We start from the raw sequence: 23,839 nt of genomic DNA on the forward strand, positions 1-23,839 counted from the left end.
GCAGCATAAACACGCTGTATTGATATCGAGCGGTCTACAAAATTCACGGGGTTTAACCCCAAATCCAAAATTCATCTAGCAGGAAGTTCTAAAATGATTAATGCGCGCACCTTTAATACTGTAAATGAAGTGCTTGAACGTCTTAAAGGGTATGGCTTCACTGATGAGCACGGACACAAGTTAGAGGCGTGTGTGGAGTTCTTTGCATTGGCGAGCCTGTCCACTACATTTTACGATAATAATAAGCAGAATGACCCGCTACGAATCAAGTGTTACCAGGTGGAGATTTACAATGGTGATTTACAGCTAGTTAAGGGTTTTAGTAAGAGCAAATGTTTGGATGCGGAAAATGGCTTTTTCCTCATTGACACTGAAGAAGACGGTATTTCATTGTTAGCTGTAAGAGTGAGTGATTGCACTCATTACAAGGCATCACCAATTTACGAGAGTGCGGTCCGTTAATTTACGAGAAAGTGATAACAGGGAGTCGAAATGACGCTTACAGAAGAACAGAAGGCGCTTTTCGATGCCCTGACGCAATTACAGCGTAGATTCATTACAGCGCTACTTGATGGCGCTAACCAGACGGGCGCATATCGAAAGGCTGGCGGTAAGGCAAAGACAGATGACGGGGCTAGAGCATCAGCCAGTCAAATCTTAACAAATCATAACGTTCAAGCCTTCCTTCAGTCCGTCCAGTACGAAACAGTTAACGAAGCCATCATGACCTACACCGAAGCGATGGAGCGGCTCACGCTGATGGGGCGCACGACAATTCATGACATCGCCACGTTTGGCAATTATCAGATTGGCGAGGACGAGGAAGGGCAACCAGTATTTCAGGCGTCGTGGAAATTTAAGGACTCCAAGAATATTAAGCCCGAACACCTGGCCGCTGTCGCTGAATTATCCACTGGCAAAGACGGACTGAAAATTAAGCTGCATGATCCGAAAGCGGCTATCAAACAACTGGCCGAAATGCGCGGTTGGGAAGCGCCGAAGAAAGCCGAATTGACCGGCGCGAACGGTGGCCCGATTCAAACGTCAAACCTAACCCCGGATGAAGCCGCAGAGGCCTACCGTAAAATGATGGGCTGATTTTGGTAAACATCCATAAATAGCCAGTTTGACGAGTAAAACCTCTATGCAAAATAGAGGGTAATTTATGCACCATTTATGCAATCAATTATCTAACATTCCACGCCGTTAACCCTGACAAATAAGCCTTTCGATTCATTAGGTTGATGAGTGCTATGCGCTCGGTGCGTGTAATGACCATTATGTTAAAAAGTCCTAAAACTCACCCATTTATCGAGTAAAATCCAACATGCCTTTACCATTCCCTTTTGACTTCAAAAAACCGGATTACGCTCAGATTTTTGAGTGGCGAATGGAGCGATTGCAACGTATGCGCCAACAGCCTGACATGCTGCCAGCCATGCGAGCGTTTTATAAAAACAATCCTGCTCAGTTCATTATTGATTGGGGCATGACTACCGACCCGCGTAACCTTGATTATGGTTTGCCGGTCACCATCCCATTTCTACTTTTCCCCAAACAGGAAGAGTGGATCCACTGGATTATGGAACGCCGGGAAAGGATGGAAAACGGCATTACCGAGAAAAGCCGCGAGATGGGCCTGAGTTGGACAGCGGTTGGCATGGCCAGCGCGTTATGTTTGTTCAATAAAGAAATGGTGATCGGCTTTGGCTCACGTAAAGAAGAATATGTAGACAGCACTGGCGACCCGAAAGCCCTGTTCTGGAAAGCACGTAAATTCATTGAAACTTTACCGGCTGAATTTCGCGGTTCTTGGAATGATAAGAAACACGCGCCTTATATGCGTATTGAGTTCCCTGATAGCGGTTCAATCATCAAAGGCGAGGCAGGTGATAACATCGGGCGCGGTGACCGCACCACGCTTTATCTTGTTGATGAGGCCGCGTTCCTACAGCGCCCACTATTGATAGATGCGGCATTGTCACAAACCACCCGTTGTCGTATTGATCTCTCGTCAGTCAACGGCATGAATAACCCCTTCGCGCAGAAACGGCACGGCGGGAAAATACCGGTATTCACCTTCCACTGGCGCAGTGACCCGCGCAAGGATGACGCCTGGTATAAAAAAGAGTGTGAAAAAATAGATAACCCGGTCATCGTGGCGCAGGAATTAGACCTCAATTACAACGCCGCCGCTGAGGGTATTCTGATCCCGTCTGAATGGGTTCAGGCCGCTATCGGTGCGCATAAGAAACTGGGTATCACGCCCTCGGGCGCACGTATTGGCGCGCTGGATGTGGCGGATGAAGGGATTGACCTTAACGCGTTCTCTAGCCGAACCGGTGTCTTGCTCGACCGCTTAAAAGCCTGGTCAGGTAAAGGCTCTGATATTTACGCCACCACACAGGACGCCATGGTCTTGAGTGATGAGCATGACTGTGACTATCTGCTCTATGACGCTGATGGCCTTGGCGCAGGTTGCCGGGGTGATGGGCGGGTTATCAACGAGACGCGACAGAAAGCAGGGCAGCTGCAGGTTGAGCTAAAACCCTTCCGAGGCAGTGGCGAGGTTATTTACCCTGATAAGCCTGTTTTCAAATCTGATGGCAAAAGAGACGCACGAACCAACAAAGACTACTTCGCAAACCGTAAGGCGCAGGGGTGGTGGGCGTTGCGCATGAGATTCCAAGAGGTTTACCGCGCCGTGGTTAAGGGTATGCCTTTTGACCCTGACGAGATAATCAGTATTGACGAAAACCTGCCGGAAAAAGAAAAGCTGATCGCCGAACTGAGCCAGCCGACTTACACCATCAACGGGGCGGGGAAAATCATTGTCGATAAAGCGCCATCCGGCACCCGGTCACCCAATCACGCCGACACCGTAATGATTTGCTATGCACCCGAAAAAATCCGGCGCTCCACTTTCGGATAGTTCGTTTTTTGCTCTATTTAACATAATGACTCTTAAGCGAACTTGTATGTAAAATGCTACATATTGGTTTTAGCGCGTTGCGGCATTGTGTGACGTGTCACGGCGCAAACAACGCATAAACTCGGCGCAATCAGTGAACTAACAGCAAGTACTTTACTTTAACAATCAATCAAATCGTTTGAACTAGAGCCGAGGGTTTTATCCTCGGCTTTTTTGTTTGTGCGATTTATGGCACTTGAGGCGAGATCAATGATGGGATGGTTTAAACGTAAGAAAAAAGAGGAACCACAAAAGGCAGAGAGGGTACGGGAAGGGTTCTTTAGTACTCACCGCGAGTCAGGCGATAGCGCGACGGCAACCGAAGCGCTACAGGGGAAGATAAGCCACCTCGCCAGTGCTCAGCCGGTGGCTCAGATAGTTGGCACCATGGACAGCATGGACGGCGGCGGGGCGTTACAGTCCCAGCACGTAAGCGGCGGCGGTACGGTCAGTGACAGCCTGTTTATGTGGTATGCGAACAGTAACTTTATCGGCCACACCATGAGCGCCATCATTGCACAACATTGGCTGATTTATAAAGCCTGCGCTATGCCGGGCCGTGATGCGATTCGGCAGGGCTACACGATTCAGGGTGAGGGCGGCGAAGAGTTAGATCCTGAGGCGTTAAAGTTACTTAAGCGCTACGACAAAAAAATGAACATCAATAAACAGATGCGCGATTTTGTCACCTTCGGCCGTATCTTCGGGGTTCGTGTCGCCCTGTTTCGCGTTGAGAGTAGCGACGACGAATATTATCAAAACCCGTTTAACGAAGACGGTGTAACGGAGAATAGCTACAAGGGGGTGGTACAAATTGACCCCCAGTGGTGCACCCCTGATTTAGACGCGGAAGGATTAACCGACCCGACATCACCCAATTTTTACAATCCAACGCACTGGCTGATCAATGGCAAACGATATCACCGCTCACATTTGATGATATTTATCCCTAACCCCGTAGCCAACATTTTAAAGCCTGGCTATTTGTTTGGTGGTGTGTCGGTACCGCAAAAGATAATGGAGCGCGTCTACGCCTCCGAACGGACGGCAAACGAAGCCCCACAATTGGCACTCAGCAAGCGAACCACAATATTTAAAACCGATGCGGCCAAAGCATTAGCTAATGAAGCGGAATTTAATCAGAACATGGCTACATGGATTAAGTTCCGCGATAACTTCGGCGTGAAAATTGTTGATAGAGAAGAAGATAGTATTGAGCAGTTTGATACTTCATTGGCCGACTTTGACGCGCTGATCATGACGCAGTATCAGCTTGTCGCTGCCGGTGCGGATGTCCCGGCGACCAAGCTACTCGAAACCCAGCCCAAGGGGTGGGCCAGCTCGGGCGAGTACGAAGAGGCCAGCTATCGCGAAGGGCTGGAAAGCCTACAGACCCATGATTTAACCCCGCTGCTGGAGCGACATCACTTACTGCTGATGCGCTCACACGTTGCGCCTGAACTCAATATTAAGCCTATCGAAACCTGCGTTAACTGGGAGTCGCTCGACTCACCGACCGCCAAGGAATACGCAGAGATTAACGAAATCAACAGCCGGGCAGATTTGAACCTGGTGAACTCGGGTGCGCTCGATCAATACGATGTTCGCGACCGACTCATAGCTGACAGAAATAGCGGGTATAGCGGTATCGCGCCAGCGGAACCACCGGAGGAGCCAGAGCCACCAACACCGGCTGAAGGGGGGAACAATGGCGAAAACACCGCGCAAAATGGCGAGACGCCAGCCGCCTAAACCTAAAGGTGCTCTACGTGGCGCGACACTGTTTATGTCAGTCAGCGCAGGAAGCGAATATCAGCACACCATTACCCGCACCTTTGATCTCCTCCGCGTTGAATCAGAATCAGAAATAAAACGCCTGTTTGAGCATTCAGACTCCCCCGTGCTGGACGGTGCGACCCTTGACGGCAGTCTGGCTAACGGCGCGGCTAAATTACTGCACAGGTTGAGGAGGCGGTTTAACAGCGTGTTCAATGCCATGACCGATAAAGCGACCGCCCGAATGCTGGAACGGGTTTCGGGTAACGCAGGCAGCGACGTTAAACGCAGCTTAGAAGAAATCGGGGAAGGGGTATCAATCCGGGTAAATATGCTCTCGCCAGTGGTGAAGGAAACCATCGCCGCGAAGGGGTATGAAGCCGCCAACCTGATTAAACGGGTACCGGCCAAATACCTGGACGATATCGGCGCGGAGGTGATGCGCTCAATCTCTTCCGGGCGCGGGCTGCAAGATTTGCAACCGGCGTTAGATGAGTACGGCGTCAAGGTGCGCAACTGGTCGAAGAACGTCGCACTCGACCAGACACGAAAAGTTTATGACGGCGTTTCAACAGCGGCCATGAAATCTGCAGGTATTCGCAAATTTGAATGGGTTCACAGTGGCGGCAGCAACGACCCGCGTGAATACCATATGTTGCCATGGCCTGCAGGACTTAATGGTGGAATTTTCGATATAGACGACCCGCCGATTATTGACAAGCGGACCGGTGAGCGAGGTTTCCCCGGACAGCTCCCCTATTGCCGATGTACCAAACGGCCAATAATTGATTTTGGTGATGACGATGAGTGAACGCTCAATTGATACAAACGGCTGGTTTGAATCCCCGAACAACCCATTAAGCAAAGTCGGTATTTATGCCTATCTTGGCAAAAATATTCCCGGCGCACCTGACCCCGACAAGATTTATTACGTATATCGCCCGGAGGAGGAACTATCCGATCCCGCGTGTATTGACTCGTTCAAGTTGTTGCCGTGGACGGACGACCACCCGCCTGGCTTGTTGGGTGAAGAAGATGAGGGATTAACGCCAGCGGAGGAGAAGGGCGTACAGGGCGTAATCGGCGAACGTGTCTATTACGAGGACGGCGTTCTGTACGGGAATATCAAGGTTTTTTCACAAACCATGGATGAGCTGATCCGCAAAGGCAAAAAAGAATTGTCGTGCGGCTACCGCTCTAAATATGAATGGCAATCGGGTACGTACAACGGTGACCAATACGACGTTATCCAGCGGCAAATCAGAGGTAATCATTTGTCGTTGGTAGACGAAGGGCGCATGGGTTCAGAAGTCGCTGTACTCGACGCATTTACACTTGACTCAAAGGATGTAATTCACATGACCGAAGAAGAAAAAAAGGCACTGGCCGCATTGCTGGCCATGCTACCGGCCCTGCAAAAAATCGTTGATGCGGCGGGTACGGCAGACAACGAAGAAGAAACAAAAGACAGCGAAGAGGAGGAAGGCACTAAGGACAGTGAGGAAGAGGAGGAGGGTACCAAAGATAGCGAAGAAGAAGGCACCGCCGACGAGGAGGATAAGGAGGGTACCGCTGACGAGGACGACAAAGACAACGAAACCGCCGCCGCGCTGGATGCGATGGATAAGGAAATAAAAGCACTAAAACGGGATAGCTTTAAAAACGTGATGCGTGAAGTGTCGCGCCGTGATGCGTTGGTGCGTGATCTGTCTCGCCACGTTGGCACCTTTGACCACGCCGACATGACCACGAATGAAGTTGCAGCCTACGGTGTTAAAAAGCTAAAAATCACCCACGCGAAAGGGCAGGAACTCTCTTGCCTGTCGGGGTATTTGCAAGCAGCTAAAGCCGCGCCTGTGACGACCTACAGCGGCACCGGCCTAGACGCCATCGATAGCGGTAGCGCGATTTCTAAATACCTGACAGGGGATGAAAAATAATGAATTTTCAACAAAAGGTTCGCTTTGATCAGGCGTTTGGTCTGGTGGGTGAGGTGTCCTTTGACGGCCCACTCCGTGCCAAGCCGGGTGTACTTAACAGCGAAGACCCGGCCAATAATGTGTTTGGCCGTGCATTTACTGTGCTGCCCGATGGCTCGATCACCGCAGGCGGTACCGGTTCATTCTGGGGCATTCTCGCCAACCCCAAGGCCCACATGTTCACCAGCCGGATTGGTGACGATGGCAATAACACGCTACCGAATGGGGTCAATGCTGAGTTTGTCGATATGGCGATTATTAACGTCGAGATCTCAACACCTACCACTGTAGGCAGTGACCTGTTTTATGCCACAGAAACCGGAGCGTTGCGGGCGCTGCCACCCGGTACCGCCGCGCCTGAGGGACATCTTGCGGTACCTAATGCCAAAGTGGCCCGACTCCCGCAGACCAACGCCAACGGCGGTCTTATCGTCGCGCAACTGACCAATTAATAAGAGACGAAAAATGAAACAATCAGTTATTCACAGTTCACTTGCGCCGCGTAATGTCCGTCCGTTGTCGCTGACAGCCAAAGACATTACCGGCAATGCGCATTTAGAGTTAGGCCGTCTGGGGATTAATATCTCTCGCGGCACCATCAGCAACATGATCAGCGGCATGGGTTTGGACAGCAACGACACCGGGCTAGCGCCTTCCCCGTTGCCGGGGCTGATGCCGGGCGGTTCGCCTACGCCTATTCAATTTCTGCAAGCCTGGCTACCGGGCTTTGTACGCATGTTAACCGCCGCCCGTAAAATTGATGAGTTGATCGGTATTGCGACCGTCGGAGCCTGGGAGGATGAAGAAATTGTTCAAGGGATGCTGGAGCCTATCAGCGGTGCAGTTATTTACTCTGATCACGGCAATATTCCGCTGGCGTCTTGGCAGGTGGGTTATGCGCGTCGCACTATCGTACGCTTTGAACAGGGCTTTGCGGTCGGTGCTCTTGAGGAAGCCCGCACCGCTAAAGCGAGCATTGCAACAGCAACGGAAAAACGCAGCAGTGCGGCGCAGGGGTTAGATATTTCACGCAATCGGGTAGGCTTTTACGGCTACAACGATGGTCAGAATATGACCTATGGCTTTCTGAATGAACCTAACCTGTTACCCGCATTAACGGCGGCACCCGGCGCAGGTGGTGATACTACCTGGCAGAGCAAAACCTTTCTGGAAATTACCGCCGATATTCGCCGTATTTTGGTTGAACTCCAGATTGCGAGTATGGACACCCTCGATCCTGAAACCGCGGCGATCACTGTCGCACTCCCTACCGGCGTTAATCAGTACCTGAGTGTGACGTCGACCTATGGCAACTCAGTACGCCAGTGGGTGAAAGAGAACTATCCCAATCTGCGTTTTGTCACCGCGCCGGAGATGAAAGAAGCGGTGGGAGGCGAAAGCGTCACCTATGCCTATCCTGATTCGGTCAATGACGGTTCAAGTGATGATGGTCAAGTGTGGTCGCAAAACGTACCGAGTAAATTCACCGTGATCGGCGTGGAAAAACGCAGCAAGGTTTATGTTGAGGATTTCAGTAACGCCACAGCGGGGGTGCTGCTTAAGCGTCCTTATCTTGTTATCCGCCTGATCGGTATTTAACGGCAACTATTGAAAACCAAGGGGGCTGATGCCTCCTTTTCTATTTTTTGGGAGTGACTCATGCACTATATTTTTTCTACTATTTCTACCGATGTTAAATATACATTTTACGGCCAGTCCGCCAATGACATGCCCGCGATTGAACACACTATCACCATCAAGGGGGGCGCAAACGTAGCAACCAAAAACCTCATTACGCCGAAGGGGGTGATGACCTCTGTAGAAGATGCAGAAGTTGACATGCTCAATACTCACCCGGTTTTTTTACGTCACAAGAAAAAGGGTTTTGTGCATGTTGAAGCCAAGCAGGCGGCACCTGATGAAGTGGCCAGTGACATGGAAGCCCGTGACGAGTCCGCACCCCTGATTGACGATGATTTTAATGGTGAGGATGCACCACCAACAACCTCGAAAACCAAGAAAAATTAAGGGGCCGTGATGACCATCGATATCAGCGTTGTAGAGTTCCGCGAACGCTTCCCCGCCATGGGGGATATGATTGTTTTCCCTGACAGCTTAATTCTTCATCAAAGCGTAATGGCGCAATGCTTCATTAGCGTTGGCCCTACGTTACGCGGCGAATGTTATCTGATGGCTATCTATCTGATGACCGCGCACCTGGTCTGGTCGGATTATCTCATCCGGCAGGGGCAGACAACGGCCGGTATTGTAACTGGCGCGACCGTCAGTAAAGTCTCAGTGAGCATTACGCCGCCACCATCCGGCAGTGCGTGGCAGTTCTGGCTGTCAACGAGTCCGTATGGTTTGCAATTGTGGGCGTTCCTCAATATCAAATCAGCGGGTGGGGCATATGTCGGCGGTTTACCTGAGCGCACGGCATTTCGTAAAGTTGGCGGGGTGTTCTGGTAATGGCCGGTCAGTGGCGTGGCGGTGGCGGCAGCAAAATAGCGCGCATTCGTCGTGAAATTGCCGAAATCAATAGTATGCAAACGCGTGTCGGATGGATGGAATCAGCGCGGTACGCGAACGGCGATCCGGTGGCGGGGATCGCCGTGGTACAAGAGTACGGCACCGAAGATTTAAGCATCCCGCCACGATCATTTATGCGGACCACTCAAGATGAGAAAAAAATTGAGTGGGACAGCAATATGAAAAAAGGCTTCACGGCGGTGATTAAGGGGACGCGTACCAGTGCGCAAATCATGGAAGCGTTGGGGCTAATGGCGGCGGGGGACGTTCGCAAGAAAATCACCCAGATATTCACCCCGCCACTGGCCATTAGCACCATAAAAGCCCGCGCCCGCAAGGCAGGCCCAAGCGCCCGTGCGATATCAATCAAGCCGCTGAATGACTCGGGGCTGATGCTAGCGACGCTCACACACGTAGTTACCGGAGGTGATGAATAATGATACCGGGTATCAATTTGTTAAATGTAGCGCTGGGCGTTATTGGCTCACAACCTGTTGTCTATTTTCGCGACAGTGGCCAGCGGGAAACGTTAGAGAACGGTAACTTAAAAACGGTGTTCGAGGACGGCAAAGCTATTCTATCCGGCAGTGTGCAGTCCATGGCGAAAGAGAAAGTGATCCGTCAGGGGCTGGAGGAGTCATTTGATTACGTCGAGTGGTTTGTTTCGCTGTCAGTGATTGGCGACGAGCGCGATTACAGCGGTGACGAAATCAAATGGAACGGTAAGCGCTGGAAGGTCGGCAGCGTTGAGGACTGGTCAGCGCAAGACGGTTGGTGTGTCGCGACCTGCCAAGAGGTGAAAATAAAACGTGTTAGATAATCCGCTCATTATACTCATCCGAACAAGTTTACTCGCTGGGTTAAAGAATAGAGGTTATGACGACATCAACGTGTGGCAAAGTTATCAACCCACCCAGCAGGGGACATCGTCAGACAAAACACTCTATATTCACAAAATAACCAACGGCAATCATGGTTTTGCCGGTCACCAAGAAATCTACGACGAACAAAACGAAGTCATAAAAAGAATAACCACGGAGATTTTAACGCCGACTTATCAGGTGAGTTCTACGGTTGTATATGATGAAAATGAACCCTTTGCCATGACGGCAGGTGACCTCGTTTATTTGGCGTTGAGCGTGATGCAATCAACAGATTTTCAAAATCTATTATTGGCGCAAGACGTGAATATATTCCGGGCGGGCAGTGTGAAAAACATCACGGTTCCGAGCGATAAGGCAGGGCATGAAGACCGGCCCACGTTTGATATACAAATCACGCATAAAAATATTTATACAACTGAGGTGCCGGTTATTAAGTCCGTTCACCATCGAATTAGCAGGATTTAAAAGGAGTTATAATGTCTATTGATATGGGTAAGTATGTCGATATCATTTCCGGTGTCGGCGGCGGTAATTCTGTTCGTGCGCGTGAGTTAATTCTACGGATTTTTTCCCGCAATAATTTAATTTCGCCCGATTCCATTTTAGAGTTTACCAGTGCGAATAATGTATTAAGTTATTTCGGTATTGAATCAGAAGAATATAAACGCGCGGTTAAATACTTTAGTTATATTTCGCCGTCAATCGTACAGGCATCAAAAATATCATTTGCCCGCGATCAGGCCGAAATGAGCGACTCGTTATTTTTAGGGGTAACGGTCGTTTATAAAATAGATAAAATTTCGCAGATGTCAGGAACCCTTAGCGGCGATCTTGATGGCATTAAATTTACCACCGAAGAAATGTCATTTGAAAATGACCAGTCACTGAGCAGCGTAGCGGCGCGTATTCAGGGCGGCATTAGCGCAGCAGGCTATGAGTACGCGCCGGACATGTCGCAAACATCGGGGTTTTATAATGCAACCTCAGCCCGATTTGAACTGACCATTCAGGGTGAAAACGCAGACATTCCCGTCTCGGTAAAATTAACCATCGACCCCGGCGAAATTGCTGACGCACTCGGCCTGAGTGGCGGCACCGCGATAATGGGTATACCCGCTGCGCTAACCCCCGTCGAGAGTGTGGCGGCGGCTGACGATATCAGCAATAACTACGGTTCATTTTTGTTTATCGATGATATGGAGTTAGCAACCAGCATTGACATGGCAGAGGCGAACGCGGCAAAAAACGTTATGTTTATCTACCTGCTTGGCTGTACCGCCGCCAATGCAAGCGCCTATTACGACGCGTTGTACTCTATTGCCAGTGTCGGCTTAACACTTATTGCCGCAACCAATACTGATTTTGATGAGCAGATCCCCGGCACCCTAATGGCGGCGACAAATTATGACAGTCGTAACAGCGTCATTAACTACATGTACCGCCAGATCCCCGGTGTGACACCCAAAGTCACCACCACACTGTTATCTGATAGTTACGACAAATTACGCATTAATTATTATGGCCGCACTCAGACCGCAGGCCAGAAGATTGATTTTTATCAGCGTGGAACGCTCATGGGCGGCGCAACAGCTCCCGTTGATATGAACGTTCACGCTAATGAGCAATGGCTTAAGGATGTGTGTGCGGCGGCGCTGTTATCGCTTCAATTGTCGCTAGGCCGTATCCCGGCGAACATTTCCGGGCAGGTGCAAATCCTTACCACCCTGCAAGAGTCAGTTAACGCGGCGCTGAATAATGGCGTGATCAGCGTTGGCAAAACATTGAATATTAATCAAAAAAATTATATTACTCAAATGACGGGGGATAATCAGGCGTGGCAGCAAGTACAGAATATCGGCTATTGGATTGATGCCGTGATGAAGGAAACGACTACCGAGGATGGCCGCGTTGAATGGCAATGTGTTTATACCCTTATTTACAGTAAAGATGATGTTGTACGCCGCGTTATCGGTACTCATGCACTGATTTAATGGAGAGATAGAATGGATATTTCCGGCTTTGGCCTAACGATTAATATTCGCACATCAAAAACGTTTCCCGCAGGTTTCAATGTCACCCAATTTGCAGACGATGCCGACCCACTTGATTCACCGTCTCAGCAATTGGCTGATGTCGGTATGGGGCTAAACGGCGATATGGTGTCATGGAGCGTGGCTCAACCGCTGCAGGTAACGATCAATGTAATCCCCAATAGTGAGGATGATAAAAATCTGGCAATTCTGGCGGAGGCTAATCGTATCGCTAAAGGTAAGCGCAGTCTTAATGATGAAATTACCATGGCGATTTTATACCCGAGCGGAACAAGCCGAACGCTGTCTTTCGGGGTTATTACGGATGCGATGATCGGCAACAGCGCAGCCAGTGCCGGCCGGTTGAAGTCCAAGCCGTATGTTTTTAAATTTGAAAATCAGGTGATTGCATAATGTTAGAACCCATTGAAAAAGAAATCCCCCTACCGGATGGCGGGACTAAGACCTACATTCTGAGTAAGTTCCCGGCTATCGCTGGCCGTGAAATTGTTACCCAATACCCGACCACCGGCGCGCCGAAAATTGGCGACTACAAGACTAATGAAGCCTTGATGTTAAAGCTGATGGCCTATGTGGCTGTACCGGTAGAGGGTGGCAGTCAGATACCGCTTACGACCAGCGCACTGGTGAATAACCACGTCCCCGACTTCGAAACATTGATGAAATTGGAATGGGCGATGATGGAATATAACTGCTCTTTTTTCAGAAACGGCGCGGCCTTGGGTTTCTTAACCGGTTTAACAACGAAAGTCCAAGCGTTGATTACGAAAACGTTGACGGGTTTGTCGCAACCATCATCGGAGCCGACCGCGCCACCCTCCGAGAGCTGCGAGAAGTCTACACACTAGAAGAGGCTTTCGATCTCTTCGAAATCATCGCAGTACAACGCATGAATGAATCCCTCGCCATGGAACATGCCAACAGGAAAAAATAATGAACTTGCTTGAGGCGTTTTACTACACCTTTGCAGCAGACGCCTCCGGCCTTGATCGCGGGTTGACGGATGCCGAAAAGAAGGCCGAGAAATTAAAAAACTCGGTATCAAATGCCGATGCGGCGGCTGAAAAACTCGGCACGTCATTTTTAAGCCTGGCAAAGGCGGGTGTTGGATTATTGGGCGTCACACTAACGCTGGGCGGCATCAAAGCCCTTGCATTGGGAACGGCAGAGACCACCAGTGAGCTGGGTAAGCAGGCGCGGCAAATGAATGTCAACGTGTCTTCGCTGGATGCGTGGCGTAAGACCATCACGGAAAGCGGCGGTGATGCTGAGGCTTTCACGCGCACCCTCGGCAATATGGCCCAGCGATTCCGTGATCCAGAAGCCGCATTATTGCGCTATAGCAAGGCACTGGGCGGCATGAGTGCATTCCGGGCGCAGCGACTGGGGAAAATGATTGGGCTGGACGAGGGAACCATTGAGTTACTGCGTAAAGGCAAGGTGAGCGTCGAAGAGTTACTTAAAAAACAAAAAGAGCAGGGGGTAATAACAAAAGAACAAGTGGCAATGACGGATAAATTTAATCAGGATTTGCGCACTCTTAAAATGAGTTTTACCGATTTAAAAACAAATATCGGGATGGGATTAATTCCCACCTTTCAATATTTGTTAGATAAATGGAGCGGCCTCTCTAAATGGGTATCGGAAAATAAAGATTTCGTAAAAGGCTTCTTTATTGCGATCGCCGTTGTGGTTGCTGACCTTTATTTACCGGCAATGTTAAAAGCCGCAGCCGCAACGCTCGCGGCCACATGGCCCATTTTGTTAATCGTTGCCGCCGTGGTTGCCGTTGCCGCTGCGTTCGCCCTCGCCTATGACGATGTGATGAACTTTCTGGCGGGGAATGATTCTGTTATCGGCGAACTGTCGAAGAAATGGCCGTGGATCGGTGAGTTGGTGCTGGGTTTGGTCGCTGAATTAAAAGGGCTGTGGGCGCAGATTATGGCGGTGTGGGATGCGCTGGTTATGATGGTCACTAACCCGGTGCAGTTTTTCCAAAACCTCGGTACCGAAATAAAAAAATTACTGGATCTGCTATTCGGTGAGGGTGCCGGAGATAATATTTTTAGTGCCATTGCGGATTCAGTTGGCGCGGCGTGGAAAGGGTTAAAAATATTAATTACCGGCGTGATCGGTTTAGCCATGAAAGGATTTGAGGCGATCGGTAATGCCTGGAAAAAAGTTAAGGGCTGGTTCGGCGCGGGCGAAGAGGAGGTTAATAACGCCAAAAATACCGCAGCAGGGCAATCACACCAAGGATGGGAGGCACCGGAAGACTTAACTTACGGCGGTAAAGAGCAGTTGGCGCAGGCCTCGGCCAGTGGCGTCACGACCATGACTAGCAGCAGCATTTCCAATAGCAGGGCGTCGAATAAAAACATTAATAACCGCGTGGAAAAAATTGAAGTGATCACCCAGGCGACAGATGCGGAAGGAATAGCGCGGGACATCGGCAGTGAATACGGCAACGCAATGAACCAGTATGCGGACGGGTTGGAAATATAATGAATGAGACAGAAATTTTAGGTATCTATGATAACGATTTTAATCTGATGTTTGAAAATGCCATTAATATGAAAGCCAGTATTTTTGAAGGCTCTAAGTTAATGGAACATCCGATTGAGGACGGTTCCACCAAAACAGACCATAAAATAATCTTACCGGTCGAGATAGAAATAACATTATGGATACCCGAAGAGCATTACAAAGACACTCACGCGATAATCAAGCAGGCATTACATAGCGATTCAAGTTTTCAAGTTAACACTCGCGTTGGGGTTTATTCCAACATGATGTTATCGGAAATGCCGCACGAAGAAGCGCCTGAGCAATCCGGTGCCATCATTATCACGCTGAGTCTGAAAGAGGCGGTTATTGTTACCACGCAATACCAGGCGTTAACGTCAAGAAAGGTTAAAGACCCGAAAGATACCAGCACGGTAAATCGCGGGGAGCAAAAGCCGGTAAACAGTGGATCGGTGGCTATTGGTGGAGTGCGGGCTATTATTGGAAAATAACATGACGCAGTTAATTAATTTGGAATCAACGCCTAATCAGTCATTAACTATTCGGCTTGAAAATTCCCGCTATGAAATAGTATTGAATACGTTAAATGATGATTTGTTAAGTATATCTATTTTTCGCAATGGCCTAAGTTTGATTAAAGGGGTAAGGGTAATGCCTTATACCTTACTGTTACCCAAACATTTACAGCTTAATGACGGCAATTTTTACTTTGATACGCCGGATGATGAATATCCTCATTACGAAAGATTTATAGATAACCATCGTTTTTATTATATTCCGGCTACCGAGGTGTAAATTATGGAGCTAGACCCGCGTATAATCTCGTTATCAATAGAGATAGAGGGCAAATTACACGTTTACACCGATCTCTATATATCCGCATCCGGGCAAAAAACAGCGGGTTCATTGCAAAATGAATGCACGATAAAAATCGCCAATCTTAAACAGTCGGATCGCAATTTTCTGATCACCGAAACATCACCGCTCAACCGCCCGCGCAGGCGCAAGAAAATCATTCTATTCGCCGGACGCAAAAGTTACGGCACGTTTAAGGTTTTTGAAGGGGATATTATCGGATGCACCCCCAGCCAGCCGCCCGACATCATGCTGACCATCAAGGCGCGTACCGGGGTTTTCTTTATGACCGACATGCTCAGTTCAAGTTATGCCGCCACGGTGCCACTCAGCAAGATAGCCGCTGATACCGCACAGAGCATGGATTTAACCCTCGACTTTCAGGCGTCGGACAAAAATATCAGTAATTACAATTTCACCGGGGCCAAGCTAAAACAGGTTGATAAGCTGGGTAGCGCAGGCAGCTATAACGCTTACATCGATGATGACCGCTTGATTATAAAAAACAGAGATGTGCCGCTACTCAATGAGGCGGTCACACTCAATAAAAACACCGGGATGATTGGCGTACCTGAGGTCACGGAAGAGGGCGTTAAAGTGAAATACCTGCTCGATCCGTCGAGTCGGCCTGGTGCCAGTCTGACCATCGACAGTGATTTAAACCCAGCAGCCAATGGAACCTTTGTTATTTACAAACTCAGTTATGACATCAGTAACCGAGATACGCCTTTTTATCACACTGCTGAATGTCGGAGGCTTGGACTATGGCAGACACTACTTTAACCGATATTGACCCGGCGTTAACCGGTTCGCTATCAGGCACATTGGAATACGTCTTCAAGAAAATGCTTCAGGGAATAGATGGCCAGCTTCCCGCGCAGGTGATCAGCTACGACCGCGTGACGAATCGCGCCACGGTTCAACCGCTTATCAGTCGTGTGACGACAGCAGGCGAGGCGGTAGAGCGCGGGACAGTTGCAAGTATGCCGGTGCTGGCGTTGGGCGGGGGTGAGTTCAATATCTCGTTTCCACTGAAAACGGGGGATCGGGGCTGGATAGAGGCCAGTGATAGAGATATCTCTCTTTATCTGCAAACCAGCAAACAATCAAAGCCCAATACACTGCGTATGCACGAATTCTCTGACGGGCGTTTTATCCCGGATGTTTTTGCCGACTATGAATTACCGGCCGGACATGATGAGGCGCTGGTTATTCAGCATAAATCCGGTCAGACATGGATCGGGGTGAAGGAAAAGGAAATCAGTTTAAAGGTCGGTAGCACTGAATTTACATTAACAGAAGAGAACATAACCATGACGGCGGGTGGCAACGCGTTTGTTGTCAGTGCCGCAGGCGCTAAACATAATGGCGTTAACGTTGGCGGTACTCATACGCACAGTGGCGTAGAAGTAGGCGACGGAACGACTTCAACCCCGCAATAACGATTAATCGGCCATGACAGATAAAGGAATGATGAATGAACGACAAAAACAACTTTAGGGCCATTTCGGTGCTGGATGATGTGATCAGTACATTGGCCGTCAGCGGATATTCAGCATCAGAGATAGAAGCCCTTACCCGGATATTTAACGAAGACGCCGACAGTATGAGTGATGTGGATTTCCTCACCAGCAATAAACGTCTGGAAATGACCTACAGCCTTAGCAAAGAACAGATAGTGCATAAACTAAAGCGCCTTGCCGAAGGACCTGACCCCATAGCCGCTGTTGAGGCATTGAAGGTTTTGGCTGAAATGTCGGAGAAAAGGTAAATAAAATGGCAATGACAACATTGAGTTTGGCATTAAACGATAAGCATCGACTGTATTTAGATGCATCGGGAAATTTAGCCGTGGCTACCGATCTGGATGCCTGTTTACAGAACTGCAAAACAGCAATGCTGGCCCAACGAAATGAAATGATTTACGCCATGGATGAGGGCATTCCCTACCGCGAAACACTGTGGGACCAATACCGGCCCGCACAATTCGAAGCGGCCGCCCGCGCCACACTTAAGGCTATTACCGGCGTGAAGCAAGTGACGTCTTTTTCAATATCCCGCACCGGTAATGATTTTTACTATAGCGCGACAATAAAAACCGAGTGGGGAACAGGGGCCATAAACAATGAGCGAGCTTTATAATTACATTGAAGACACTGGAATTGTCATACCGGACACCGCAGATATAAAAACAGCAGTAGAAGAAGAATTTAAAGCGGCGTTAGGTCAACAGATGTCAACCAACCCTGACTCACCACAAGGCCGATTGATCAGCGCAGAGGTCAGCGCCCGGCGCGCGGTTGTCATCAATAACGCAACGTTAGCGAATCAAATAAACCCTAATTTTGCGAACGGCATATTTTTGGATGGCGTCTGTGCGCTACTGGGGATCACGCGTAACAGTCCTGAAAAATCGGTCATACCGAGTGTGACATTGCGCGGCATTCCATTAACTGAGGTTCGAGCGGGTTCAAGGGCCAGATCAAGCACCGGTGATATTTTTGTCAGTGCCAACACTGTGCTTTTAAACAGTTCCGGTATTGCTACCGTCGATTTTATCGCGGACGTTGCCGGGGGGGTAAGTTGCGCCTCGGGGGCATTATTGACGGTTATTGATGCTGTGCTGGGCTGGGAAACCGTATTTAATGATTATGCGGCTGTAGTCGGTAGCGGGGAGCAGAGTGACGTCGCGTTACGCTCAGAACGTAAACTGAGGCTAGCCAATCAGGGCATATCAACCATGGAGGCGCAAATCAGTGGTTTATACGGCCTCGCAGGTGTTCATTCATTGTCATTTTTAGAAAACATTAGCCATGAATTTATGACAATTGATGGTATTTACATGAAACCACACAGCGTGTGGGCCTGTGTGTATGGCGGCGTTGATCAAGATATAGCACGCAGCCTATTACAGAATAAAACGGATGGTGCCGCGTGGAACGGCGCAATATCGGTAACAGTGATAGAGCCTAATGCAGATATCCCGTACACAGTCCTGTTTGACCGCCCGGCTGAAATACCGATCACAGTAAAAGTGATCATGCGCAGTGCGCAGGGAACGATAGACCCGAATGTCGTTATTCCCAACGCCTTGATTGCATACGCAATGGGTGAGCTGGACGGTGAGCGGGGTTTTGTTACTGGCGTTGATGTTAGCCCGTTCGAACTGGCCGGTGCTATCAGCCTGGTTCACCCCGGCTTTTTTGTGCAGCAGGTTTTGATCTCGCGTAACGGTGACGTACTGACCAGCAACGAAATTACCATAATGAAAAATGAAGTCGCTACATTGTCAGAGGAAAACATATCAGTTGTTATTAACGTATAGCGAGTTAAAAAATTTCAATGAATATAACAAGCTGCTTCGGCAGTTTTTTTATGGGCGCAATATATGTCAATGCAAATACCCGAAATAAACAGCAGTATGGATTTATTACGTAACATCATTTGGCAATATGACGGCACCGAAGAAATCCAAACGCTAATGCAGAAAAAAGAAGAATGGTATAATAAGGCACATACTGATTTTTGGCATAACTGGTTTACTGATGTATTTGATTTGCGAACGGCAAATGATTTTGGTTTAAGCGTGTGGGCGCTAATCCTTGGTGTTAATTTATTTATTCCTGAATGCCCAAATGTGACTTTAACCACTGAGCAAAAACGCCTGGTATGCCGACTGCGTTATTATCAATTGATTACGCGTTGCACCATTCCCGAAGTTAACGGGATCATGATGGATATGTTCGCGACTGAAAACGGCAAGGCTTACGCGCTTGACCCTAACGATATGTCGTCAATCATGTATGTATTCACTGAACAGCCCGCCAGCGCCGTGGCGTTAATCCTGACTAAGTATGATCTACTCCCGCGCCCGGCAACCGTGGGTTTAAAGTTTCGAGTGATCCGTTATATCCCTTTCGGCTTCGGTATACATTATCAGAATTTCGAGAACGCCGGGTTCTGGGATGGTGGCGAACTGATTAATTACAGTTGGCGGATTAACTTATTTTTTGACAATGATAATGGTGTGCTGCACGGACAAATAGCATCATCTGACAGCACGATAGATTTATCGGGCATTGACGTGACGCTGTACTACACAAAATCAACGGGTGAGGCATTTACACGCGAAGTTACGACGACTACTGGCGGGCTATTTACCGACCTCGTCAGCCGTTCGGGTATTTATGCAGTCATTGCCAAAACACAGATATTTACGCCAACCTGTACCATTGATGATGTCGCATCAAGAAATTACACTTTCACCTACGTAATTAATGGCGCGGAAGTGATGATTAAGATTTATAACCCCGACGCACCGCTGTTTAATTTAACCGACAGTAGCGAAGTAATCACAATCGATTTCGGGGATGGGGTGGACAGTGAAGATTATCGTGTTGATGCTCAGGGATTCGTTTATGCAACCCGCCCGCTGCTTGTTGGGACGGTATACCGCATAACCATAAAACGCAGTAATAGTTGCGTGTTTTATCACCCATCGTTAACCTTTGAAAATAAAGTGACTGAAATTATCTACGTGTCGGGCGGTAGGCAAAGTATGACCAATGCTTTTCGCTATTGTAATGAGTTAGCCTTAATACAGGCAGGAGCCTTTGATTACTTACCCAATGTCACTACTTTCAACTATGCATTTAATGGATGCTCACAGCTACAATTAATACCAGACGATTTATTTAAGCATTGTCCGCGCGTTGTTAATTTTGGCTATTTATTCTTATCTTGTGAAAGTTTGTTGTATATCCCTGCAGGTCTGTTTGATGATAACCCTTTAGTGACGACATTTCAGTTTGCCTTTAGATACTGTACGTTGCTCAAAGAAATTCCAACGGGGCTATTTGATAACAATACTTTTGTTACATCATTTCAGGTTGTTTTCGGGAGTTGCACGGCCTTATTAACAGTACCTTATGGATTATTTGATAAGTCACCGGCAGCAACGGTTTTTGAAAACGTATTTAGGGAATGTTCGTTGGTGACCTCGGATATTAACGACATTTTCCCACTGGAAAAATACAGTGCTATTAAAGACCTGTGGTACGCGTTTAACGGTTGCTCGAAAATGAGCGGTAGCGGGCTGGTATTTATCGCTAAGGTGCCAAACGTAACTGACAACACAAAAACGTTTACCGGCGCTATTAGCTTATCAGATTACAGTCAAATCCCGACATCATGGAGATAACAGTGATAGCACTCAGTGAGATTAAAGACGCGATAGATTACCAACAGACTGACGATAACTTTATTGAATACCTCAGAGTGTTAAATCTGAACGGTATAATTATTTTTAATGAAAAAGATATCTCAAAAAATAAAGGTGAACTTTTCGCATCCGAACATTTATATAATCAAATAACTTTAGTTTATGGAAATATTTCACCGAAAGAGGGCGTGAAAATTGGCGAATAAATTCTTCAAAGTTCCTTTTGCGATAAATGGGGACAAGCAGGCCATTCCCGATGAAAAAAACTCAGAAGGTTTTGTGAGTTTTAATGAGGGGTGGGGCGGCGACTACGAGCGTGACTTAAGAACCGATACAAACGCAAAGCCCGTAGGCCGAAAAGAGATGAATGGTATTCTTAACGCCATTACTGTGGCAATACGCCAATACCAGACTACGGGCTTTCCTGAGTTCATAACTGCGGCAGATAACGGCGGCTCGCCTTTTGTTTATAGTCTTGGGGCGGTGGTGTCATATAATAATAAATTATATGTTTCCGTGATCAGTAATAACAACACCATTCCGGGTTCTGATGAGCTTAAGTGGCAAACGTTTATCTATAAAAGAGCAAGCGCAGCCGAGGCGATAGCAGGCGTTAACGGTGATTTGGTCATAACACCGCCGACACTGAAAGAAAGTATTGATTATAGCTTTGAGCAATATCAAGGATCATTAGAGCCATTCTTATTACCTATAGGCTTCATCGGTATATTTGCAGGAAGTGAAGCGCCGGCCGGTTGGCTTGAGTTGAATGGACAAACGTTCGATAAAATAAAAAACCCCAAGCTGGCCAAGATACTGCCATCTGGCAGGGTGCCAGATTATCGCGGGCAATTCGTCCGCGCGTGGGCGCATGGTTCATCTGTCGATCCAGATTCAAACAGGGCTATCGGCTCGCTTCAGGGCGATGCAATTCGAAACATTAAGGGCATGACAGGCGGCGCGGCATACATGCCTAATGCGGGATTGAGTGGACCGTTCTATGAAGTCCGGCCACGCCAAGGAACAGCGTACCAATCTACCAATGACTCATCCAGCCAAAACTTAGGCTTTGATGCCTCGCGGGCGGTTCCGACTGCTACCGAAAACCGACCGACAAACATTGCTGCCATGTACATCATTAAGACCGATCTGGCGGAGTCAGAAGAAGGCGCGGCGGTACCGTCTGCTATTGTTGTCAGTCCTTTGTCCGCATCGATTAACGCCGGTACCACGCAGCAATTTACAGCGATTGTTTTACCTGCGAGTCTGGCCGCTAACTTTCCTGTGTCATGGAGTGTGTCGGATCCGGCGTTGGGCAGTATTTCGAATACGGGCTTATATAACGCGATAGCAGGAAAGAGCGGCGTACAGACGATTATCGCTTCAATATCGACCGGGCTTACATCACTGGCCACGGTGAACCAGTTTATCTATTTAACATCAATCGCGCTGGACGTAATCCCTGACATTACCGTGGGGGATGACTACGAACTTAAGTTAACGTTATCGCCGTCTAACGCGACCGAGTCACTGAATTACTCAACGAGTGATTCACAAATTGCCTCTGTTCAATCCGGCGTTTTATTCGGTACCGGCGCGGGTACCGCGACAATTACCGCAACCGGCTCACTGTCCGGCGTATCTGCATCGAGACAAGTTAAAGTCTTGGCCGCTGAGGTTGTGGACGAATTTTTCAGAATAGAAAATAATTTATCTGAAATTACCGACGCGTCCGAGGCCCGAGAAAACCTTGAGCTGGGTGAGCTGGCAACCAAGGATTCGCTAACGGCTGGCGATGTAGGAGCCGTTCCTATTGCTGATGTAGCGATAGTTGCGGGGACAAATTTAAACAGCATGACGGCACCCGGTGAGCATTTCCAGAACGTAACAAGTAATGCAACTTTGCCGCTGAACTACCCTGTTGCGGTGGCGGGTGTGCTGAAGGTTTACCGAACCGGTGTTGACGAAATCGGGTGTCGTCAGGTTTATATGCCGTACAACTCAACGGCGGAGTATCGACGCTACGCTTACGGCGTTCCACTGGCATTTTCTAACTGGAGCGCGGCGGGTGGTAGTGGGGCATTCGCTGAGGTCGGTAGCTTTGCATTCTGCAAACATCGGGATTCATCAACTCAGCACAACATATCGCCCGGCTCTCAATGGGCTGGTTCAGACTTGAAATACGCGGGAACTATTGTTTCTATCGGTAGCCCGCTGCCACCAGGCACTTGGATCGCTTGTGGCGGTGCCACTAATACTGGCGAAGCAACTGTTTTTCAGCGAATTGCGTAGGATATATCCATGAATTTTATCACTGTTAAAGATCCTGTTTATGCGAACGAAGCCAAAAGCGCCATTAACTGTACTGTGCTTTTTGAAGGGCGCACGGAGCCTGTCCCCTTCACCGCCACGACTGATGATGTGATGTGGCATGGCGTAGAAATTTTCACACGCTGCGCGGCGGGCGAGTTTGGGGCGGTAAAAAAGTACGTGGCACCGAAAGTGGATTATGTCGCCCTGGCTGAACAGCACAGAGCAACATTAATTGCCGAGGCCAGCCAGAAAACGCAGTTTTGGCAAACCCAGTTATTGCTTGGCATGATCACCGATACCGATAAAGCGGCGCTAGTCGCATGGATGGGGTACGTTCAGCAGTTGCAGGCTCTTGATGTATCGAATGCCCCAGATATCGAGTGGCCAGTAGCGCCAGAGTAACAATCAACGCCGGGCTTAATGGCCCGGCCTGTTCATGTATGTAGTGAGTGATTTCGTGTTAACCGGCTTCACAGTTAGTTGCTGTTTTGTCAACCAACACCAAAGCCGACAACAAAATATTCCTGAAAATATTTCGCAGAAGTGCTCAAGACTGAAGCCAATCATCAGCACTTTCCCACGTATCCTGCAAAATCTCCTCGACCGTCTTTTTATCCTCGTTAGCTCCACCAAGAACTGTTAACCCATCGGCACCCGCAAACCTGACTTTCACATCAACCTCGCCAAACTTACGACTGAGGCGATTCGTCAATTCTTCCGTAAGTGCATTGGTG

Annotated in this window: 29 protein-coding genes; 28 read left to right on the top strand and 1 reads right to left on the bottom strand. The window is 48.6% G+C overall.

The window, feature by feature from the left end:
- Positions 1 to 93: 93 nt before the first annotated feature.
- From AEP37_RS19860 to AEP37_RS24365, 28 genes are all read left to right on the top strand, one after another.
- Positions 94 to 462, top strand: a complete 369-nt coding sequence (locus AEP37_RS19860) for a hypothetical protein (RefSeq protein WP_049614983.1) — start codon at positions 94 to 96, stop codon at positions 460 to 462.
- 30 nt (positions 463 to 492) lie between these two features.
- Positions 493 to 1,098, top strand: a complete 606-nt coding sequence (locus tag AEP37_RS25235) for a terminase small subunit (protein ID WP_072086369.1) — start codon at positions 493 to 495, stop codon at positions 1,096 to 1,098.
- A gap of 229 nt (positions 1,099 to 1,327) precedes the next feature.
- Positions 1,328 to 2,932: a terminase large subunit gene (locus AEP37_RS19875; RefSeq protein WP_049614985.1), complete on the top strand. Its 1,605-nt coding sequence runs from the start codon at positions 1,328 to 1,330 to the stop codon at positions 2,930 to 2,932.
- 249 nt (positions 2,933 to 3,181) lie between these two features.
- Entirely contained in the window at positions 3,182 to 4,723 is a 1,542-nt protein-coding gene (locus tag AEP37_RS19880; RefSeq protein WP_235801390.1) for a phage portal protein, read from the top strand.
- Positions 4,680 to 5,558, top strand: coding sequence for a phage head morphogenesis protein (locus AEP37_RS19885; RefSeq protein WP_049614986.1), 879 nt, complete (start codon positions 4,680 to 4,682; stop codon positions 5,556 to 5,558). The genes AEP37_RS19880 and AEP37_RS19885 overlap by 44 nt, the downstream gene beginning before the upstream one ends.
- Entirely contained in the window at positions 5,551 to 6,687 is a 1,137-nt protein-coding gene (locus tag AEP37_RS19890; protein ID WP_049614987.1) for a DUF2213 domain-containing protein, read from the top strand. Before AEP37_RS19885 ends, AEP37_RS19890 begins: the two co-directional genes overlap by 8 nt.
- Positions 6,687 to 7,178, top strand: a complete 492-nt coding sequence (locus tag AEP37_RS24360; RefSeq protein WP_050691929.1) for a structural cement protein Gp24 — start codon at positions 6,687 to 6,689, stop codon at positions 7,176 to 7,178. The genes AEP37_RS19890 and AEP37_RS24360 overlap by 1 nt, the downstream gene beginning before the upstream one ends.
- Before the next feature lie 13 nt (positions 7,179 to 7,191).
- Entirely contained in the window at positions 7,192 to 8,325 is a 1,134-nt protein-coding gene (locus AEP37_RS19900) for a major capsid family protein (RefSeq protein ID WP_049614988.1), read from the top strand.
- 60 nt (positions 8,326 to 8,385) lie between these two features.
- Complete coding sequence (locus AEP37_RS19905) at positions 8,386 to 8,754, top strand: hypothetical protein (RefSeq protein ID WP_049614989.1); 369 nt, start codon at positions 8,386 to 8,388, stop codon at positions 8,752 to 8,754.
- A gap of 9 nt (positions 8,755 to 8,763) precedes the next feature.
- Positions 8,764 to 9,195, top strand: a complete 432-nt coding sequence (locus AEP37_RS19910; RefSeq protein WP_050691930.1) for a DUF4054 domain-containing protein — start codon at positions 8,764 to 8,766, stop codon at positions 9,193 to 9,195.
- A complete protein-coding gene (locus tag AEP37_RS19915; RefSeq protein ID WP_049614990.1) occupies positions 9,195 to 9,692 on the top strand; it encodes a hypothetical protein in 498 nt (165 codons plus the stop codon). Before AEP37_RS19910 ends, AEP37_RS19915 begins: the two co-directional genes overlap by 1 nt.
- A complete protein-coding gene (locus AEP37_RS19920) occupies positions 9,692 to 10,075 on the top strand; it encodes a phage collar protein (RefSeq protein ID WP_049614991.1) in 384 nt (127 codons plus the stop codon). The genes AEP37_RS19915 and AEP37_RS19920 overlap by 1 nt, the downstream gene beginning before the upstream one ends.
- On the top strand, positions 10,065 to 10,604 hold the full coding sequence (locus tag AEP37_RS19925; RefSeq protein ID WP_049614992.1) for a phage gateway protein: 540 nt from the start codon (positions 10,065 to 10,067) through the stop codon (positions 10,602 to 10,604). Before AEP37_RS19920 ends, AEP37_RS19925 begins: the two co-directional genes overlap by 11 nt.
- Before the next feature lie 11 nt (positions 10,605 to 10,615).
- Positions 10,616 to 12,130: a DUF3383 family protein gene (locus AEP37_RS19930; protein WP_049614993.1), complete on the top strand. Its 1,515-nt coding sequence runs from the start codon at positions 10,616 to 10,618 to the stop codon at positions 12,128 to 12,130.
- A 12-nt stretch (positions 12,131 to 12,142) separates the two neighbouring features.
- Positions 12,143 to 12,583 (top strand): phage tail fiber protein, encoded by a 441-nt coding sequence (locus AEP37_RS19935; protein ID WP_049614994.1) that lies wholly within the window; start codon positions 12,143 to 12,145, stop codon positions 12,581 to 12,583.
- A complete protein-coding gene (locus tag AEP37_RS19940; protein ID WP_082170875.1) occupies positions 12,583 to 13,038 on the top strand; it encodes a hypothetical protein in 456 nt (151 codons plus the stop codon). The genes AEP37_RS19935 and AEP37_RS19940 overlap by 1 nt, the downstream gene beginning before the upstream one ends.
- An 85-nt stretch (positions 13,039 to 13,123) precedes the next feature.
- Positions 13,124 to 14,695, top strand: a complete 1,572-nt coding sequence (locus AEP37_RS19945) for a phage tail tape measure protein (RefSeq protein WP_049614996.1) — start codon at positions 13,124 to 13,126, stop codon at positions 14,693 to 14,695.
- Positions 14,695 to 15,207 (top strand): phage baseplate protein, encoded by a 513-nt coding sequence (locus AEP37_RS19950; RefSeq protein ID WP_049614997.1) that lies wholly within the window; start codon positions 14,695 to 14,697, stop codon positions 15,205 to 15,207. The genes AEP37_RS19945 and AEP37_RS19950 overlap by 1 nt, the downstream gene beginning before the upstream one ends.
- 1 nt (position 15,208) lies before the next feature.
- Positions 15,209 to 15,511 carry a phage baseplate plug family protein gene (locus tag AEP37_RS19955; RefSeq protein WP_049614998.1) on the top strand — a complete coding sequence of 101 codons (303 nt, stop codon included), beginning with the start codon at positions 15,209 to 15,211 and terminating at the stop codon, positions 15,509 to 15,511.
- Positions 15,512 to 15,514: 3 nt separating this feature from the next.
- A complete protein-coding gene (locus tag AEP37_RS19960) occupies positions 15,515 to 16,354 on the top strand; it encodes a baseplate hub protein (RefSeq protein ID WP_049614999.1) in 840 nt (279 codons plus the stop codon).
- Positions 16,336 to 17,013: a Gp138 family membrane-puncturing spike protein gene (locus AEP37_RS19965; protein WP_049615000.1), complete on the top strand. Its 678-nt coding sequence runs from the start codon at positions 16,336 to 16,338 to the stop codon at positions 17,011 to 17,013. The genes AEP37_RS19960 and AEP37_RS19965 overlap by 19 nt, the downstream gene beginning before the upstream one ends.
- A gap of 35 nt (positions 17,014 to 17,048) precedes the next feature.
- A complete protein-coding gene (locus AEP37_RS19970; RefSeq protein WP_049615001.1) occupies positions 17,049 to 17,342 on the top strand; it encodes a hypothetical protein in 294 nt (97 codons plus the stop codon).
- Between the two features lie 5 nt (positions 17,343 to 17,347).
- Complete coding sequence (locus AEP37_RS19975; RefSeq protein ID WP_235801391.1) at positions 17,348 to 17,713, top strand: hypothetical protein; 366 nt, start codon at positions 17,348 to 17,350, stop codon at positions 17,711 to 17,713.
- Complete coding sequence (locus tag AEP37_RS19980; protein WP_049615002.1) at positions 17,697 to 18,896, top strand: baseplate J/gp47 family protein; 1,200 nt, start codon at positions 17,697 to 17,699, stop codon at positions 18,894 to 18,896. The genes AEP37_RS19975 and AEP37_RS19980 overlap by 17 nt, the downstream gene beginning before the upstream one ends.
- A gap of 63 nt (positions 18,897 to 18,959) precedes the next feature.
- Entirely contained in the window at positions 18,960 to 20,771 is a 1,812-nt protein-coding gene (locus AEP37_RS19985; RefSeq protein ID WP_049615003.1) for a DUF2612 domain-containing protein, read from the top strand.
- Positions 20,772 to 20,773: 2 nt separating this feature from the next.
- Positions 20,774 to 20,998 carry a hypothetical protein gene (locus AEP37_RS19990; RefSeq protein ID WP_049615004.1) on the top strand — a complete coding sequence of 75 codons (225 nt, stop codon included), beginning with the start codon at positions 20,774 to 20,776 and terminating at the stop codon, positions 20,996 to 20,998.
- The gene (locus tag AEP37_RS19995; protein WP_049615005.1) at positions 20,988 to 23,084 is read left to right on the top strand and encodes a tail fiber protein; all 2,097 of its coding nucleotides are present in this window, start codon (positions 20,988 to 20,990) and stop codon (positions 23,082 to 23,084) included. Before AEP37_RS19990 ends, AEP37_RS19995 begins: the two co-directional genes overlap by 11 nt.
- Positions 23,085 to 23,093: 9 nt before the next feature.
- On the top strand, positions 23,094 to 23,507 hold the full coding sequence (locus AEP37_RS24365) for a tail fiber assembly protein (protein WP_050691932.1): 414 nt from the start codon (positions 23,094 to 23,096) through the stop codon (positions 23,505 to 23,507).
- A 145-nt stretch (positions 23,508 to 23,652) separates the two neighbouring features.
- On the opposite strand, the gene AEP37_RS20005 is transcribed toward AEP37_RS24365, so the two are convergent.
- Positions 23,653 to 23,839: DinI family protein (locus AEP37_RS20005; protein WP_049615006.1), on the bottom strand; the 187-nt coding region annotated here is incomplete at its 5' end.

This window comes from Yersinia pekkanenii, from assembly GCF_001152565.1.
GTDB classification, from domain to species: domain Bacteria; phylum Pseudomonadota; class Gammaproteobacteria; order Enterobacterales; family Enterobacteriaceae; genus Yersinia; species Yersinia pekkanenii.